Consider the following 15,731-nt stretch of genomic DNA (forward strand, 5'->3'; position numbering starts at 1 on the left):
GTCGCCTTCCGCCGGCGTCCTACAGTCCCTTACAAGTGCACCCCCTACACTGTCACCCGATGAAAAAAATCTTCGCCCGTCTCCAGACTCTCGCCGCCGCCTTTGCCGCTGAAACCCTGCGCCGCCTGCGCAACCCCACCCGGCGTGGTGTGGCCCTGTCGGTGGCCGCCATTCCTGCGCTGTTGTTGCTCTATGCGCTGGTGCTGATTCCCTTCACGCCCAGCATCAGCGACCTGAGCAAGGCCAAGGAAGAAAAGCCCGCCCGGGTGATGTCGATCGACGGCAAGGAGCTGGCCGTGTTCAAGCGCGCCAACCGCGACTGGGTCAAGCTGGCCGACATGTCGCCCAACGTGCTGGCCGCGCTGATTGCCACCGAAGACCACCGCTTCTACGAGCACCACGGCATCGACCTCAAGCGCACGGCCTCGGCCGTGTTCCAGACCTTCACCGGCGACCTGCAGGGCGGCTCCACCATCACGCAGCAGCTGGCCCGCAACATGTATCCCAAGGAGATCGGCCGCTCGGCCACGGTGACCCGCAAGATCAAGGAGGCCATCACCGCGCTGAAGATCGAGGCGGTCTACACCAAGGACGAGATCCTCGAGACTTACCTCAACACCGTGCCTTTCCTGTACAACGCCTACGGCATTGAAATGGCGGCGCGCACCTACTTCGACAAGTCGGCCGACAAGCTCGACGTGCTGGAAAGCGCCACGCTGATCGGCATGCTCAAGGGCACCAGTTATTACAACCCGGTGCTCAACCCCGAGCGCGCCACGCAGCGCCGCAACATCGTGCTGGCCCAGATGGTCAAGCATGGCAAGCTGACGGAGGCGAAGTTCCAGGCCCTCAAGAAAAGGCCGCTCAAGGTCGACTTCGAGCGCCAGACCGAGCCGCTGGGCCCGGCGCCGCACTTTTCCCAGTTTGTGCGCCGCTGGCTGATCGAATGGGCCGACCGCAACGACTACAACATTTACGCCGACGGGCTGGTGGTGCGCACCACCATCGACTCGCGCCTGCAGGCCCAGGCCAACCAGGCGCTGGCGCGCCAGGCCGACAAGCTGCAGGGCGTGGCCAACAACGAATGGGGCCCGCGCACCTGGGCCGCAAAAAAAGACATCGTCAAAGCCTTTGTGCGCGAAAGCGCCGAGTACAAGGCCGCCAAAGAGTCCGGCCAGACCGACGAGGAGGCCCTCAAGCAGCTGCAGGCCGACAAGGACTTCATGCAGACCTTGCGGCAGGACAAGACGCGGCTGCAGGCCGGCTTTGTGGCGATGGACCCGCGCAACGGCCATGTGCGGGCGTGGGTGGGCAGCCGCAACTTTGTGCAGGACCCGTTCGACCACGTGCAGCAGGCGCGCCGCCAGCCGGGCTCGACCTTCAAGCCCTTTGTGTACGGCGCCGCGTTTGAAAACGGCGCCCGGCCGACCGACAGCTTCATGGACGGTGACGTGGAGATTCCGCTGGGCAACGGCGCCGTGTGGCGGCCCCGGGACGGCACCCCGCCCAGCTACGCGCCCATGAGCCTGCGCAACGGCCTGGTCTATTCCAAAAACACCATCACCGCGCAGGTCATGCAGAGCGTGGGCCCGGCCAAGGTGGCCAGCCTGGCGCAGGCCATGGGGGTGCGGCAAAGCACGCTCGACGTGGTGCCCTCGCTGGCGCTGGGCACCAGCCCGGTGACCCTGAAGGAAATGGTGTCGGCCTACAGCACCATCGCCAACAGCGGCAGCTACATCGAGCCGCTGCTGATCACCAGCGTGGAAGACCGCAACGGCAAGGTGCTGCAAACCTTCCAGGCCGCGGTGCCCGAACAGGCCCTGTCCATTCCCTCGGCGCAGGTGCTGCTGGACGTGATGCGCGGCGTGATCGACAGCGGCACCGGTGCCGGCATCCGTTCGCGGTTCGGTATCCAGGCCGACGTGGCCGGCAAAACCGGCACCACGCAGGACAACACCGACGGCTGGTTTGTGCTGATGCATTCGCAACTGGTGGCGGGCGCGTGGGTCGGCTTCAACGACAACCGCGTGACGCTCAGCGACTACTGGGGCCAGGGCGCCCACAGCGCGCTGCCCATCGTGGGCGATTTTTTCCAGCAGGCGCTGCGCACCCGGGTGGTGGACACCAACGCGCGCTTCGACGCACCGCGCGGCAGCAGCCGGGTGGATACTGTGATCGAGCCGGTGCTCGACCAGGTGAACGACTGGCTGCGCGGGCTGTTCCCGTCCCCGTCGCAGCCGGTCACGCCGCGGCAACCGCCGGCCGAAGAGCAGGCCATGCCTAGCTACACCCCGCCGCCACCGCCACCGACCTACAGCCCGCCCGTCTACAGTTCGCCGCCGACCACCGCGCCACCCCCGCCGGGCGGCGACCCGCGCTGGGAGCCGATTCCCGGCGCCCGTCCCATGTCGGGTAGCGGCGCTGCGCCGCAGCCCGGCGTGGTGATCGGCCTGCCGCAGGGCGAACGCGCGCCGCAGTACGCGCCCCTGCCGCCCGGCCAGGTTCGGTAAACGGACCAAGGCGGGCAGCAAGCGGACGATCCCGCCTGCGCGCCCGCTGCGCCCACGCGCCAAGCGCGCTTGCCGGGTCCTGCCTACAATGGGCCGGTGCCTGGCCCCATGACGCTTGCAGCGCGTCAACCAACCCCTTCGCTTCGTGACCACCACCCCCGTTTCTGCCCCTGTTTCTGCCCCTTTGTCCGCGGCCACGCGCCGCTCCATCGTGCTGCTGTCGATGGCCACCTTTGCCAGCATGGCCGCGCAGCGCATTTGCGACGCCATGCTGCCCGAGCTGTCGCGCGTGTTTGCCGTCAGCCTGGGGCAGGCGGCGCTGGTGGTGTCGGTGTTTGCGGTGACCTACGGCGTGGCGCAGCTTTTCTACGGCCCGCTGGGCGACCGGTTCGGCAAGTTCCGCATCGTCACCTTTGCCACGCTGGGCTGCTGCGTGGGCAGCATCGCGGCCACGCTGGCCACCAGCCTGGACATGCTGGTGTGGGCGCGCCTGCTGATGGCGCTGGGCGCGGCCGCGCTGATTCCGCTCACCATGGCCTGGGTCGGCGACACCGTGCCGTCCGACCAGCTGCAGGAAATGCTTACCCGCACCGGTCTGGGCAGCACGCTGGGCATTGTGGGCGGCCAGCTCGCCGGCGGACTGCTGACCGACGCGCTCGGCTGGCGCTGGGCCTTTGCCTTTCTGACGCTGCTGTTCGGCGTGGTGGGCGTACTGCTGTGGGGCGACTGGCGCCGGCAGCAGGCGGCCCCGGCTGAGCCGGCGGTGGCGGCCGCGGCGCCGCAGGACGCGCGCCCCGGCTTCGTGAAACAGGCGCTGCTCATCGTCACCGGCCCGTGGTCGCGTGTGGTGCTGCTGATGGCGCTGGTCGAAGGGGCGGCGGGTTTTGGCGTGCTGGCCATCTGGGCATCACACCTGCACCGCTCGCTGGGCCTGTCGCTGTCATGGGCGGGCACCATCGTGGCGCTGTTCGGCCTGGGCGGTGTGATGTACATGGCGGTGGGGCGCCACATGATCCGCCGCTTTGGCCAGCAAAAGCTGGTGCTGCTCGGTGGCCTTCTGGTGGGGGTGTGCGCGGTGGTGCTGGCCTTCACGCCGCACTGGCTGCCCGCCGTGCCCGCCAGCCTGCTGGCCGGGTTTGGTTTTTTCATGTTCCACAACACCATGCAGGCCAACGCCACCCAGATGGCGCCGCACGCGCGCGGCACGGCGGTCTCGCTGTTCGCTTCCTCGCTGTTCCTGGGCCAGTCGGTCGGTGTGGTGGTGGCCGCCAGCCTGATCGCGCAAATCGGCACCGGTGCGGTGGTGGCGCTGGGCGGCGCCGTCATGGCGGCCGAGGGCGTGTTCTTCGCCTGGGCGCTGCGCCGGCGCGACGCGTAGCGCAGCAGATTACTGATTTTTTCCAGCTACACGACGGTGAATGGGACCTCTCTCACCCTCGCCCCCTGGGAGAGGGCTGGGGTGAGGGATTGAGCGATCCGAGGGACACGAGTTTTGACACGCTCAATAAGCGCGGTCCTCAGTGGCCCTGCCGGCGCGGATGCGCCATGAAAAACCGCAGCATCTCGGCACTGGCGTCGGGTCCGCGCGCGTCGGTGTAACTGCCTTTGGTGCTGCCGCCTGACCAGGCGTGTGGCGCACCGTGCACCAGCCAGTGCTCGGCCACCACGGCGCCATCGGGCGCGCGGTGCACGCTGCGTGTGCTGGCACGCCCGCCCGCTGTGGCGATGTGCTCGACCTCCACGCTGCTGGCCGTGCCGGCGCTCGCGGTGATGACCTGATGGCCATTGACCGGATGCACCGTGGTGTCGGCGTCCCCGTGAAAAACAATGGTTGCCACGCCGCTGGCGCTGCCGCGCAGCGGGTGGCCACCGCCTTTCATGGCACCGAGTGCCGAGGGCAGGTCGGTCGCGCTGCCCGCGGCCAGTCCCGAATGCACACCCACCGCCGCGTAGACATCCGGGTAGGCATCGCCCAGAATCGCCGCCATTGCACCACCCGCAGACAGGCCGGCGACGTAAACGCGCTCTGGATCGACCGCGTGGGCCGCCATCACCTCGTGCGTCATGCCGGCCAGCAGCGCCGGCTCGCCGCGACCGCGCGCCTGGTGGTTGTGTTTGAACCAGCTCCAGCAGCGCTGCGGGTTGGCCTGCTGCGACTGCGCGGGGTAGAGCACAAAAAAGCCCTGCGCGCGGGCCAGTTCATTCATGGCCGTGCCAGCGGCAAAGTCGTCCGGGTTCTGGGTGCAGCCGTGCAGCATCACCACCAGCGGCAGCGCGCGCTCGCCCGCACCCGGCGGAATGTAGAGCTTGAAGTCGCGGCGGCCGGCGGCGTTGCTGTGGCTGCCGGCAATGAAGCGGCCGGGGCCGGGCGTGTCATTGGCGGCGGGGCGCGGCGGCGTGTTGACGTCGGTGTCGGGCAACTCGCGCGCCACAACGTCGATCACGTCCGCCATGTCGCGCATCGCGCGAGGGACAGGCGGGGTCGGGGCCGGGGCGGTGCCCGCCAGCGCGGCCTGAATGGCGGCGGTGGCGGCTTGTAGGTCGCCCGTGCGGGTCAGACGGGCGGCGTTGCGCATCAGTTGCTGGAAGTCAGGGGTCATCAGGTTCTTCTTTCGGTTCGGTTCAGAGAGTCAGGCCATGCGCTGCACCAGCGCGGCCTTGACGGCAGGGCTGGCATGCAGGGCGCCGAGCACGGTGATCGATTCAATGGTGGCCAGCGCCAGCGCGGGTGTGACCTCGGGCGCAATCGAGGCCAGCCCCAGCACGCGGATCTGCAGCTTCTCGCCGGCCGCCTGCACGGCCAGCAGGTCGGCCTGGCTGTAATGCTGGATGCCCAGCACCAGCGTCTTGCGCGAGACCACCTGCCGCACCACCTCGCCGTGAGTGGCCAGCTGGTTGCGGATGGCGGTACGTATCAGGTCGGTCCGGTTCGCGTAAAAACCTTCCTGCACCAGCAGGTCGATCTGGCCCAGGTCCACACAGCCGAGGTTGATGGTGATTTTTTCGTCCACCGGCCGGGGCGGGGAGGTTTGCGAGGTTTTGCTGGGTTTGGGCATGAAACCATCTTGGCACCATCTGAGTAGATGGTTTAAGGATGGTTATTGGATTTTTTTGCGGTTTGGTGGATGGCACACAGGGGATGAGCCATGCGCTGTGGCGCCAGGCCAATAGGCGCGGTCGTCATGAGTGAAATTGGCCCTCAGCCCTTGATGGGCGGGCGCGAGCAGCTATCTATTTGGTAGCGGACTGGGCGCCCGGCCGCTTGCCGCATACTTCAGCCACCATGGCTACCGCGCCCCGCAAGACCCCCCGAAAGAAAAGCCCGCCGGCCGCAGCGAGTGATGCCGCCGATGCCGCCTCGGCCAAGCCGCGCGCCAAAAATCCGCAGCGCACCCCGCGCAGCCACCACTACCACGTGTACGTGATCGAGCTGTCCGACGAGGTCTGGAACGTGGGGCGCTTTCGCCGCGCCAACCCCGACTATCAGCTCGGCAAACCGTTTGTGTACGTCGGCATGACGGGGCTGGACCCCGATGTGCGCTTCGACAAACACAAGGCCGGCATCCAGTCCAACGTGTATGTGCAGAAGTGGGGTGTGCGCCTGTTGCCCGGTCTGTACGCCATGTACAACCCCATGCCGTACGAAGGCGCGCGCGACATGGAGGTGGAGCTGGGGATTGCGTTGCGGGAGTTGGGGTATGGGGTTTGGCAGGCTTAGAAGCGGTGTTCAGATTGCCGGACGAGGCATACAGAATGTGTCGATCTAGTCTGTTTGCGGGATGACAGGTTGTAGGCCGAGCTGCATACTTGGCTTTTAATGCTATTTTCAGCCCCCCGTGTTACCTAACCGAGGGAAAAGGAGTTTTCTTGGCAACAGATTTTTACTCTCAGTTTGGTTTTACATCCAACCCGTTCGAAAACAACACCGCCGAGCGAGAGCCCAACATTGCGGCATATGCTGTTAGACCGCCCTACCTTGATCGAGTACTTGCAACTTCGTCTCAAAAAGGAATATTTGTTTTAGCGGGTTCACGGGGGAGTGGGAAGAGTGCAACTAGGCTCACAGTCTCCCAAATACTTTGGAATGATAGTCCAAAGCCGCTGGTCGTCACTCTCAGCAATTTCAATGTGTTCCGACCTTACTCTGCCACTGGTGCGCCGTTGGAACTATTTGCCAATCAGTTAACGTTCTTGGCGATAGAGCAAATTTTGAGTTGGTTAAGCTCGTTGGAAGAGGATGATAGAGAAAAAATAATATCTGCCCTCAAAGGACCCGAACGCGATCTAGTTAGAAGATTGGTCGGTACCTTCTATTTGAATCGCCCAGACCATTCTCGGAACGTCTCAGCGACCGATTGCTTTGCCACTCTGGATATTTCTATTATTCAGAAAAGTCAACTTTGGGCAGACAAGCGTTGGGATCAGCTTGTTGGTGTGGTGAGCACTCTTGCAGCCAGGTTTGGCGAGAAATATTTTGAGGTGGATTTAGGAAACCCTTCCTCTTATCAAGAGTTATTTAAGCGCCAGCACGCACAGGGGTTTGGCGATCCGTTGTACACGTTCAGCAAGATTGTTGAACTGGCAAGAGTATTTGGATTCTCTGGGGTTTTGGTCCATGTCGATAAAGTAGATGAGACGGAATGGACTGCAAATAATATCCAGGATGCGGCACGTCTCATCTATCCCATGCTGGCGAATATTCAGCTTCATGAGATTGACGGGCTTACTTGGGCTTTTTTCCTTTGGGATAAGGTCAGTGAGGGCCTTACAAACGCAAATGGCTTTCCTATTCGATGGGACAAAATTCCAAATGGAGAAGTTAATTGGAGTGAGAAATACCTCCGAGAGTTAATCGAGAAACGACTTTACTTTTTCTCAAACGGAGCGCACTCCTCACTTCAATGCATCTGTGAAGAGGAGTTTCACATCGATGAGTTTCTCCCTAAGATTTTTCAGCTAGCCGAGTACTCGCCGAGAAGCCTCATAACGCTTTTGGACGTAGCCATATCCCAGCACATTCAAGCAAATCAAGGGCAACACAGTTTGGTGCAAGAAGGTTCTATGCATTTGGGAATGGACGAATATGCTAAGAGGAGCCTGGCGAATAGCGGGCATACCGTGGTTGCCGCTCAGATCGCGAAGCTGCAAGCATTAGTATTCAACTCCAAAGATGTCGGCTCACGATTTGGTATAGGCCCGCAAGCCGCCAGAGCGAGAATAGATGGGTGGCTGGGGCTCGGGCTGGTGGAGTACTTTGAATCAAAAGTCGGCCCAGATGGTGGACGGCCTGTTGACCATTTCACTGTAAGTGACCCAAGGCTAAAACGCTACATTGAAAGAGGTCTATAAGAGCTGATCTACTTTCCAATGCTCAGAATCGCCAAACGGGGAAGCCAAATATGGGCTCGAACGATTGGTCGGGTGAATCGACCACACTAACGCCCCACTCATGCGCTTCGAAGGCACCCTCAAAAGCTGGAACGACGACAAGGGTTTTGGCTTCATCAGCCCCAGCCAGGGCGGGCAGGACATCTTTGTCCACATTTCGGAATACCGGAGCGGTGGCCGGCCAGTGTTGAACGAGGCGCTGAGCTTTGAAGTCGCGCTCAATCCCCAGGGCAAGAAGTGCGCGGTGAAAGTGCAGGGTGTTGGGGCGCAGCAGGCTGCGTATCAGCCCGACCGCAGCCACCGCCCCATGCGGGTCAGCCGTTCGGGCAACTCCCCCGGCGGCGGGCTGAAGGCGGTGGTGGGTCTGCTGCTGGTGGCGGCGCTGGGGTGGCAGGCTTATGCGTATTACCAGAAGGTCGCCCCCGCCGGACGCGCCAATGCAGCGGCGTCCCCGGCGGGCCAACCCTCGCTGGACCTGGCCCCTTCGCGTGCCGCGCCGGCCTCCTATGTCTGCGACGGCCGGCAGCATTGCTCGCAAATGAGCTCCTGCGCCGAAGCCACGTACTTCCTGAAAAACTGCCCCGGCACCAAGATGGATGGCGACAACGACGGCGTGCCCTGCGAGGACCAGCTTTGCAGATAGGGTAGGCCGCCCGGGATGGGGTTGCTATCAATTAGGTAGCTATTGGCGACCGTCTGTATTGGGCTAGAGGCGTATTTTGTTCATGGTGAACCATGAAAAGCGCCGCATGCCCTGTTTGTCCAGCCGCACTAGGATGACCGGTTCGTTCAGTAGCTTGGTCATGGCCGTGTTGATGCGCGTGGCTTCTGCGACCGACGTTCCGGCGCCGCTTGCCTCGGCGTCGGGCGGCAGTACACTGATCATTCGTGACAGGCTATTTGGAGGTTCCCGATCATGCAGACGGTAATTCCCGAAGTGACCACGGACGTATTGCAGGCCTTCGCTGACGCGTGGAATCGCCACGATGTCGATGCGCTTATGTCGTTCATGACCGAGGACTGTGTTTTCGAGTCCTCTGCCGGCGCCGACGACTGCGGAACCCGGTACATGGGCAGAGACGCCGTGCGCGCTGGTTTCGCGGAGGTCTGGGAAATCTTTCCCGACGCCCACTGGGGGAACGCGCGCCATTTTGTCCAGGGAGACCGGGGCGTATCGGAGTGGACGTTCACGGGAACACGGGCGGACGGAACGCGCGTCGAAGTCCATGGTTGTGATCTGTTCACTTTTCGCGACGGCAAGATTTTGCTGAAGAACTCCTACCGCAAGAACCGCCCACCCATTGCGAAGTCGATGCGATGACGCCCAACCCTTCCATCAAGCGAGCCTGTGAAGACCAGGTGTGCAGACAGGCAGGGCGGCCTGGTTCGAATCGCTATTAAATTTATAGCTGGCTGCGTCCGTCCGGATTGGGCTGGAGGCATATTTTGTTGCCCTGTTTGTCCAGGTGCTCAGGATGACCGGGTCTTTCAGCAGTTTGGCCATGGCGCCGTTGATGCGGGTGGCTTCGGCCACCGGTGTGGCAGCCGGGCCGGGCAGGCCGCAAACCTATCATCGGGCCTGCCTGATGTCCCACACGCAAGCCGCGAGAGCGCCTACACACGGCGCGCGCCCATGCCCTAGATTGGAGGCCACGCCCGTTTTCGGGCATCTTCAGGACAGGACCATGCAAACAACCGCCGGGGGCGAGAAGAAGGCCACGTTGCTTGAGCAACGGGCCGCACAGCGTTTTGGCGTGGCGGTGCGCCTGACCATCGACGGCGACGAGGGCTTGACCCATGACCTGAGTGCGGCCGGGCTGTACTTCCAGTCGGACCGCAGCTACGAGCCAGGTGCCAACATGGAGCTCGTGCTGGAGTTTCCCGGTGCGGGCCGGGTGCACCCGCTGACCTGCGAGGCGCAGGTGGTGCGCGTGACCCCAGCCGGCGACGGCTTCAACATTGCCGTGCGCCTGCTGACGCCGCTGTTTCCCGACCGGGCGTAACCGCCCCGGCGCCCCGGCCGCTCAGGCCAGCCCGAGGTCTTTCAGCGCGGGCTTCCAGCACTGCATGGCTATTTTCTTGAAACCCGAACCCTTGGGGTGCAATTCGTTCGCCCAGTCGCCGGGGCCCAGCGTGCCGCGGCTGTCCACCACGTGAAGGTGGTCGGGGTCCATCTTCGTGATGTTGTCCAGCACCTTGTAGAAGGCGTCCAGCAGGTAGACCACGCAGGCCTGGTGCAGCTCGGGCTTGACGCCGGCGGCCGTCAGCGCGGGCTGCAGCCAGCCGTCCTTGCCGAACACGCCCTTGCCGTCCGGGATCGCGTAGTCGTAGCTGTGCATGACGATCAGGCAGTCCAGGGGGGTACGGGTGTAGACCACACCGATCAGCTTGCGGTAGTAGGTGTCCATGCGGTCCAGAAACCCCTGCAGGCCCTGCGCGCCACCGCGAAAGCAGCCATTGGCCGTGGTTTCGCCCGAGCAGCTGTCCTTGAGCAGCGGCCGCATGTCGTTGAAGCCGGCAAAGTCGTTGCCGCCCCCGCTGAGGAACACGGCCGACAGGCTTGAACCATACAGCTTGAGCGTGCTGCGCACGCTGTCGGCGTATTTGCCGTCCACGTAGTCAAAGGCTTCGGCGCCGTTCATGCCCTTGGCCAGGATGACGTGGCTTTTGGGCGCCACGATCTGGCCCAGGTAGTTGGTCAGGCTGCCCCCGAAGAAGGGGTACCAGAACCAGGAGTCGCCGATCGCCAGGATGGTCGGGTTGGCGCCGTCGGCCTTCATCTGTGTTTCGTCCCAGTAGTAGTTGCTCATGGTGTTTCCAGTCAATGAAGTGAGTGAGGGGGAAATAGTCACGCTGGCGCTGCCGTCTGTCCTCCTCCAAATAGAGGAGAAGGCGGCAGATGTCACACAAACAGCCCTGGCACCCCGGGGCCTGGCGGCGCCGCGACTGTCACCGCCGTTGCAGGCCGGCCCGGCCGGGCTGGCATAAACTTGGTGCCAACAACCCCAGGAGACTTTCCCATGCTGACGCTCTGCGGCCTTCCCATTTCCAATTACTACAACAAGGTCAAGCTCGCGCTGCTTGAAAAAGGCGTGCCTTTTGCCGAAGAGAACGTGGGCACGTTCAGCAAGGACGAAGCGGTTCTGGGTGACTCGCCGCTGGGCAAAATTCCCTTCATCCGCACGGCGCAGGGCGGTCTCTGCGAAAGCCAGGCCATCCTGGACTACCTTGAGGCCGCCTTCCCGCAGCCGCCGCTGCTGCCGGCCGATGCTTTTGCCGCCGCCAAGGTGCGCGAGCTCACCACCTACATCGACTGGCATCTGGAGATCGTCGCACGCCAGCTGTATGGTGCGGTCTTTTTCGGCGCCGAGCCGTTGAGCGAGGGCAACCTGGCCCGCATCCGCAAGCAGTTGGAGGCCAACATCGCCGCTTTCAAAAAGCTGGCGAAGTTTTCGCCCTATGTGGCCGGCGACACCTTCACCCAGGCCGACTGCGCCGCCTTTGCCAGCCTGCCGCTGGTGGGCATGGCCAGCAAGGCCGCGTTTGGCGAAGACCTGCTGCTGGCCGGCGGGGTGGACTACAAGAGCTACGTCAAGTTGATCGGCGAGCGGCCCTCGGCCCAGAAAGTCGTGGCTGACCGCAAGGCCGCGCAGACCAAGGCCTGAGGGACAACTGCCAAGCGATGATGGCGCTTGAACAGCTGGTGGCGCAGGCCGTGTACACCGCCTACCGCCTTGGCGGCTACGCGATGCTGAACCTGGTGGAAGACCCGGCGCTGCTCGCCATCCTCTTCTGATGACTATCAAAATGATAGCTGCTTGCGCAGGACCAGCAAGGGCTGGTGGCCAATTTAGTCATCAACCAGGGCCTGGTGATTTTTCGTCATTCATGACATCACACCGTTCGGGCGGAGCCTGTCGAAGCCTGTCCTGAGCAAGGAGGAAGCGCCTTTCGACAAGCTCAGGGCGAACGGTCGTCAGTTGCCTGTCTTGATTTATCGAGGCTTCGCTAGTCCAGGGTGATCGACTGGAAGGAGGCACCGGGCAGCTTGTCGGAGCTGGTGCTGCTCAGCTTGTTGACATCGGTGAGCACCCGGGCGTCTAGTGGCGTCATGTTTTCCTTGGCCTCGATGTGGCTGCCCAGGACGCGCAGGTTCTTGTAGAAGTCGGCCTTGCTGGGCGAGACCTTGATCTGGGCGGCCGTGTTCTGGCCGTAAAGGCGGTTCGCCGAATTCTTGAGCAGCACGTTGGAAATGCCGACCGAGAAGTTGTCCCACATGGCCGCAGGCGCGGTTTCCTTGTCCGAGGCCTTCTCCAGCGCGATCTCCCCGGTCAGCGCGCGCAATTGGTCGAGCTTCTGGCGGCCCGCCGGCGTGGCGCCCAGCTGCTCCCACTCCTTGCTGGCCGCGTCGAACTTCGCGTTCCATCCCGGTGCGCCCGCGCTGGCAAACTGTGTTTCCAGCGGGGTGCCCTGGGTCAGCTCGCGCAGCGCCACCGCAAAGTCCACGTACACGAACTCCAGCTCGGCCACCGACAGCTGGCAGCCCTGCAGGGACACCTCGCGCGTCATCGGTGCGGTGAAGCCGCGTGTCCTTTCGTTGCGTGGCGGAACGATTTTGAAATTCCGGGCCGTCGGGTCTTGCGCCGTGCACACAAAGCGGCAGCTGATTTTTCCGTTGGCATCGGTGTTTCCGGGGCATTCGCCGGCGCTGGAGCTGGCATTGCCGAGCCGGATGTCAAAGCGCCCCAGATCGCGAAACGGCCGCGGGGTGTTGGGTGAGGCGAGTTGTTTGACCAGCAGTTGCAGGGTGGCCTGGGCCGACACCAGCGGCGCGGCCGACGCCAGAAGCAGGCTGATGAGCAGTGTGCGCATGTCAATCTCCTTTTTTGCGCCATCCCGTCAGGACCATGACGGCGTACCCTGCGACGAGAAGCAGGGCGGCCGACGCCAGTATCTTGGCCAGCGGGCCCGCACGCACGGGCCAGTTGAAGATGCTGGCGTTTTCCACGCGGCAGACGCCGTCTTTCAGGCCCGCCTGGTACACCACGAACACGCCGAGGTCGTCCAGCGTGCCGGGTTTCGCCAGCCGGATGTGGAACCGGTACAGAAAGGACTCGCTGAGATCGCCGAGCGTGAAGTTGATTTTCGGCTCGCCGCCCTCGGTGTAGACGGTGCCTTCGCAAAGGGCGCCCGGGCAGGTTTCGCCGGCCAGGGGGTGCAGGCCGAGGTTGGCGTCGCGGTTCGATCCGCTGAGGTCTTCCGAGCTCAGGAACTTGACGTTCAGTATCAGGGGCTTGTTGGCGCTGAAGCTCAAGGGCAATGCGGCGGGCGCCTGGCCGCGCATGTAGCCGGTGACCATCAGCTTGCTCGGGCCGAGCTGCTCCTTCTCGAGAACGATCAGGCAGCGCTCCAGCCAGCCGGACATCAATGACTTGAGGGTCGATTCGCTGAAGGTGACCAGCGGCACCAGAACGGCCAACACCACGGCCGCCACCGCGGGGCGAAGAAACTGGACGGCTTTCTGGAGGGTCATGCGCTAACTCCGTTGAAACAGCAGCGGGCCGGTGGCGAGGCCGCCCTCGGGTGCTGGCAGGCGCGAGGCTTTGGGGCCCAGCCGGCTGGAGGGAACCCGGCATACAGCGGTTGTAGACCAAAAATACCGCCTTGTCATCCTGTGTTTGGAGGAGGTGTGGATGCCGCATGGAGCGTGTGGACGAGCTTTGGCTGGGCCCGTGCCGCGCGTTAAGCTCGACCCCATGACGCCCGATCAACTTCTCCACCACTACGACCATGCCGGTTTCTGGCCCGCCGCCTCGGGCCTGGACGTACCCGAGGCTTACCAGCGCGCGTTGGCGGTGCGGCAGTTGCGCATGAACCGCGGTGAACAGCCGCGCGGCTACAAGGTGGGTTTTACCAACCGCAACATCTGGCCGCGCTACCAGGTGTACGGGCCGATCTGGGGCACGGTCTGGGACACCACCCTGTCGTATTGCGAAGGGGAGGGCGAGGTGTCCCTGGCGGGAACCTGCCAGCCGCGGCTGGAACCGGAAGCGGTCTTTGGTATCGCCGCCACGCCGCCGGCCAATGCCTCGCTTGACGAGTTGTTCGCCTGCATCGCGTGGGTCGCGCCCGGTTTCGAAATCGTGCAGTCGCACCAGCCCGGGTGGAAGTTCGTGGCGGCCGACACCGTGGCCGACGGGGCGCTGCATGCGCGCCTGCTGGTCGGCGCGCGTGTGCCGGTGGCCGGGCTGGCCAGCGATGCGCGAGCTCTCGAGGAGTGCCTGGCAGCGGCGCACATCACGTTGTCCTGTGGCGGCCGGCAGATCGACCAGGGCGTGGGCGCGAATGTGCTCGACGGCCCGCTGCACGCGCTGCAGCATTTCCTGACGGAGATGCGCAACTGCCCCGGCGCGCCCGACCTGCAGCCGGGCGACGTGGTGACCACCGGTACCTGGACGGACGCCTGGCCGGTGGCGCCGGGCGAGACATGGACGGCGGCGTTTGACGCGCCGCTGGCCGGCCTGACCGTCAGGTTCCGCTGATGGCGGGCGCGGTTCCCCGGCGCATTCTGCCGGTGATCGTGCTGTCGCAGTTCGCCGGCACCTCGCTGTGGTTTGCGGTCAATGCCGTCATGCCCGACCTGCAACGGGCCTGGGGCTTGCCCCCCGGAGCCGTGGGCATGTTGACCTCGGCCGTGCAACTTGGTTTTGTGGCGGGCACGCTGGTGTTTGCCTTGCTGATGCTGGCCGACCGCTTTGCGCCTTCACGCGTGTTCCTGGTCTGCTCGCTGCTCGGCGCGGCGCTCAATGCCGCCACGGTCTGGGTGCAGGGCGACTTCACGCTGCTGCTGGCGCTGCGTTTTGGCGTGGGGTTTTTGCTGGCCGGCATTTACCCGGTGGGCATGAAAATCGCGGCGAGCTGGTACCGCGAACGCCTGGGCGCGGTGATGGGGGTGCTGATAGGCGCGTTGGTGCTGGGCACGGCCTTGCCCCACGGCCTGCGTGCGCTCGCCGGTGACGCGGGCCTGCCTGCGTTTGCAGGGGGCGGCTCGCCCTGGCAGGCGGTGGTGCTGGGTGTGTCGCTGCTGGCCGCGTTGGGCGGCGTGGCCACCGCCTGGCTGGTGCCCGAGAGCCCGCACCTGCTGCGCGGTGCACGCATCACGCCGCGGGCGCTGGGCCTGATCTGGACCGACCGGCGCCTGCGCGCGTCGGTGTTCGGCTATTTCGGCCACATGTGGGAGCTCTATGCCTTTTTTGTGCTGGTGCCGCTGATTGTGGCGACCCGGCTGGCGGGCACGTCCGTGAGTGTTGCGGCCTTCTGGATCATTGCCGTGGGCAGCGCAGGCTGCGTGGGTGGCGGCTTGCTGGTGCGGCGTTTCGGCAGCGCCCGCGTGGCGCAGCTGCAGCTGGCCATCAGCGGCGCCTGCTGCGTGGCGGCACCGCTGATGCTGACCGCGCCGCTGCCGTGGTTCATGGCCTGGATGCTGCTCTGGGGCGTGACGGTGTCGGGTGACTCGCCGCAGTTTTCCACCCTGACCGCGCAGAACGCGCCGCCTGCCGTGGCCGGCAGCGTGCTGACCTTTGCCAATTGCATCGGCTTTGCGATCTCGGTGCTCAGCATCGAGCTGTTTGTCCGCGCCGTGCAGGCCTGGCCGCTGTCGGTCGTGCTGCCCTGGCTCGCACTGGGGCCGGCCCTGGGCCTGCTGATGTTCAGACCGCTGCTGCGCAGGCGCCGTCAGGTTTGACAGGCACCGGTCGGGCCTGTTCTACAGGCTGTAGTGAGTGCCCTACACCCTGAAAAGTCGCTTGTCCCGGAACCTGGCCGTGGCACGTA

General features: G+C 64.2%; 16 protein-coding genes. 10 read left to right on the plus strand and 6 right to left on the minus strand.

All coding sequences use genetic code 11. The features are described 5' to 3' along the window. The first annotated feature begins 59 nt into the window (after positions 1–59). Both PSV40_RS00495 and PSV40_RS00500 read left to right on the plus strand, forming a co-directional pair. Complete coding sequence (locus PSV40_RS00495; protein WP_300533054.1) at positions 60–2,510, plus strand: transglycosylase domain-containing protein; 2,451 nt, start codon at positions 60–62, stop codon at positions 2,508–2,510. A gap of 145 nt (positions 2,511–2,655) precedes the next feature. Further along, entirely contained in the window at positions 2,656–3,888 is a 1,233-nt protein-coding gene (locus PSV40_RS00500) for an MFS transporter (RefSeq protein ID WP_300533056.1), read from the plus strand. A 139-nt stretch (positions 3,889–4,027) separates the two neighbouring features. Here PSV40_RS00500 and PSV40_RS00505 read toward each other — a convergent pair whose 3' ends face one another. After that, a complete protein-coding gene (locus tag PSV40_RS00505; RefSeq protein ID WP_300533058.1) occupies positions 4,028–5,110 on the minus strand; it encodes a PHB depolymerase family esterase in 1,083 nt (360 codons plus the stop codon). A 30-nt stretch (positions 5,111–5,140) separates the two neighbouring features. Then, a complete protein-coding gene (locus PSV40_RS00510) occupies positions 5,141–5,566 on the minus strand; it encodes a CopG family transcriptional regulator (RefSeq protein ID WP_300533060.1) in 426 nt (141 codons plus the stop codon). Positions 5,567–5,925: 359 nt separating this feature from the next. Here PSV40_RS00510 and PSV40_RS00515 point away from each other — a divergent pair, with 359 nt between their 5' ends. The 3 genes from PSV40_RS00515 (at position 5,926) to PSV40_RS00525 (ending at position 8,541) form a co-directional block, all read left to right on the plus strand. Then, positions 5,926–6,228 carry a hypothetical protein gene (locus tag PSV40_RS00515; protein ID WP_300516824.1) on the plus strand — a complete coding sequence of 101 codons (303 nt, stop codon included), beginning with the start codon at positions 5,926–5,928 and terminating at the stop codon, positions 6,226–6,228. Between the two features lie 149 nt (positions 6,229–6,377). Beyond that, the gene (locus tag PSV40_RS00520) at positions 6,378–7,859 is read left to right on the plus strand and encodes a hypothetical protein (protein WP_300533061.1); all 1,482 of its coding nucleotides are present in this window, start codon (positions 6,378–6,380) and stop codon (positions 7,857–7,859) included. A 100-nt stretch (positions 7,860–7,959) separates the two neighbouring features. Next, positions 7,960–8,541 (plus strand): cold shock domain-containing protein, encoded by a 582-nt coding sequence (locus PSV40_RS00525; protein ID WP_300533063.1) that lies wholly within the window; start codon positions 7,960–7,962, stop codon positions 8,539–8,541. Between the two features lie 63 nt (positions 8,542–8,604). Here PSV40_RS00525 and PSV40_RS00530 read toward each other — a convergent pair whose 3' ends face one another. Further along, on the minus strand, positions 8,605–8,784 hold the full coding sequence (locus PSV40_RS00530) for a hypothetical protein (protein ID WP_300533065.1): 180 nt from the start codon (positions 8,782–8,784) through the stop codon (positions 8,605–8,607). A gap of 30 nt (positions 8,785–8,814) precedes the next feature. Between PSV40_RS00530 and PSV40_RS00535 the strand changes: the two genes are divergently transcribed. Then, complete coding sequence (locus PSV40_RS00535) at positions 8,815–9,219, plus strand: nuclear transport factor 2 family protein (RefSeq protein ID WP_300533067.1); 405 nt, start codon at positions 8,815–8,817, stop codon at positions 9,217–9,219. A gap of 364 nt (positions 9,220–9,583) precedes the next feature. Further along, positions 9,584–9,901 (plus strand): PilZ domain-containing protein, encoded by a 318-nt coding sequence (locus tag PSV40_RS00540; RefSeq protein ID WP_300533069.1) that lies wholly within the window; start codon positions 9,584–9,586, stop codon positions 9,899–9,901. Positions 9,902–9,922: 21 nt separating this feature from the next. On the opposite strand, the gene PSV40_RS00545 is transcribed toward PSV40_RS00540, so the two are convergent. Further along, on the minus strand, positions 9,923–10,708 hold the full coding sequence (locus tag PSV40_RS00545; RefSeq protein ID WP_300533071.1) for an SGNH/GDSL hydrolase family protein: 786 nt from the start codon (positions 10,706–10,708) through the stop codon (positions 9,923–9,925). Positions 10,709–10,918: 210 nt separating this feature from the next. On the opposite strand from PSV40_RS00545, the gene PSV40_RS00550 reads away from it, so the two are divergent. Then, positions 10,919–11,563 (plus strand): glutathione S-transferase family protein, encoded by a 645-nt coding sequence (locus tag PSV40_RS00550; protein WP_300533073.1) that lies wholly within the window; start codon positions 10,919–10,921, stop codon positions 11,561–11,563. 343 nt (positions 11,564–11,906) lie between these two features. Here PSV40_RS00550 and PSV40_RS00555 read toward each other — a convergent pair whose 3' ends face one another. After that, on the minus strand, positions 11,907–12,770 hold the full coding sequence (locus tag PSV40_RS00555; protein ID WP_300533075.1) for a hypothetical protein: 864 nt from the start codon (positions 12,768–12,770) through the stop codon (positions 11,907–11,909). Between the two features lies 1 nt (position 12,771). Further along, entirely contained in the window at positions 12,772–13,431 is a 660-nt protein-coding gene (locus tag PSV40_RS00560; RefSeq protein ID WP_300533077.1) for a hypothetical protein, read from the minus strand. 223 nt (positions 13,432–13,654) lie between these two features. Here PSV40_RS00560 and PSV40_RS00565 point away from each other — a divergent pair, with 223 nt between their 5' ends. Both PSV40_RS00565 and PSV40_RS00570 read left to right on the plus strand, forming a co-directional pair. Further along, entirely contained in the window at positions 13,655–14,440 is a 786-nt protein-coding gene (locus tag PSV40_RS00565; RefSeq protein ID WP_300533079.1) for a hydratase, read from the plus strand. Next, complete coding sequence (locus PSV40_RS00570) at positions 14,440–15,642, plus strand: MFS transporter (protein ID WP_300533081.1); 1,203 nt, start codon at positions 14,440–14,442, stop codon at positions 15,640–15,642. The genes PSV40_RS00565 and PSV40_RS00570 overlap by 1 nt, the downstream gene beginning before the upstream one ends. The last annotated feature ends 89 nt before the right edge of the window (positions 15,643–15,731 follow it).

This window comes from Polaromonas sp., assembly GCF_029945925.1.
Lineage (GTDB): Bacteria > Pseudomonadota > Gammaproteobacteria > Burkholderiales > Burkholderiaceae_C > Polaromonas.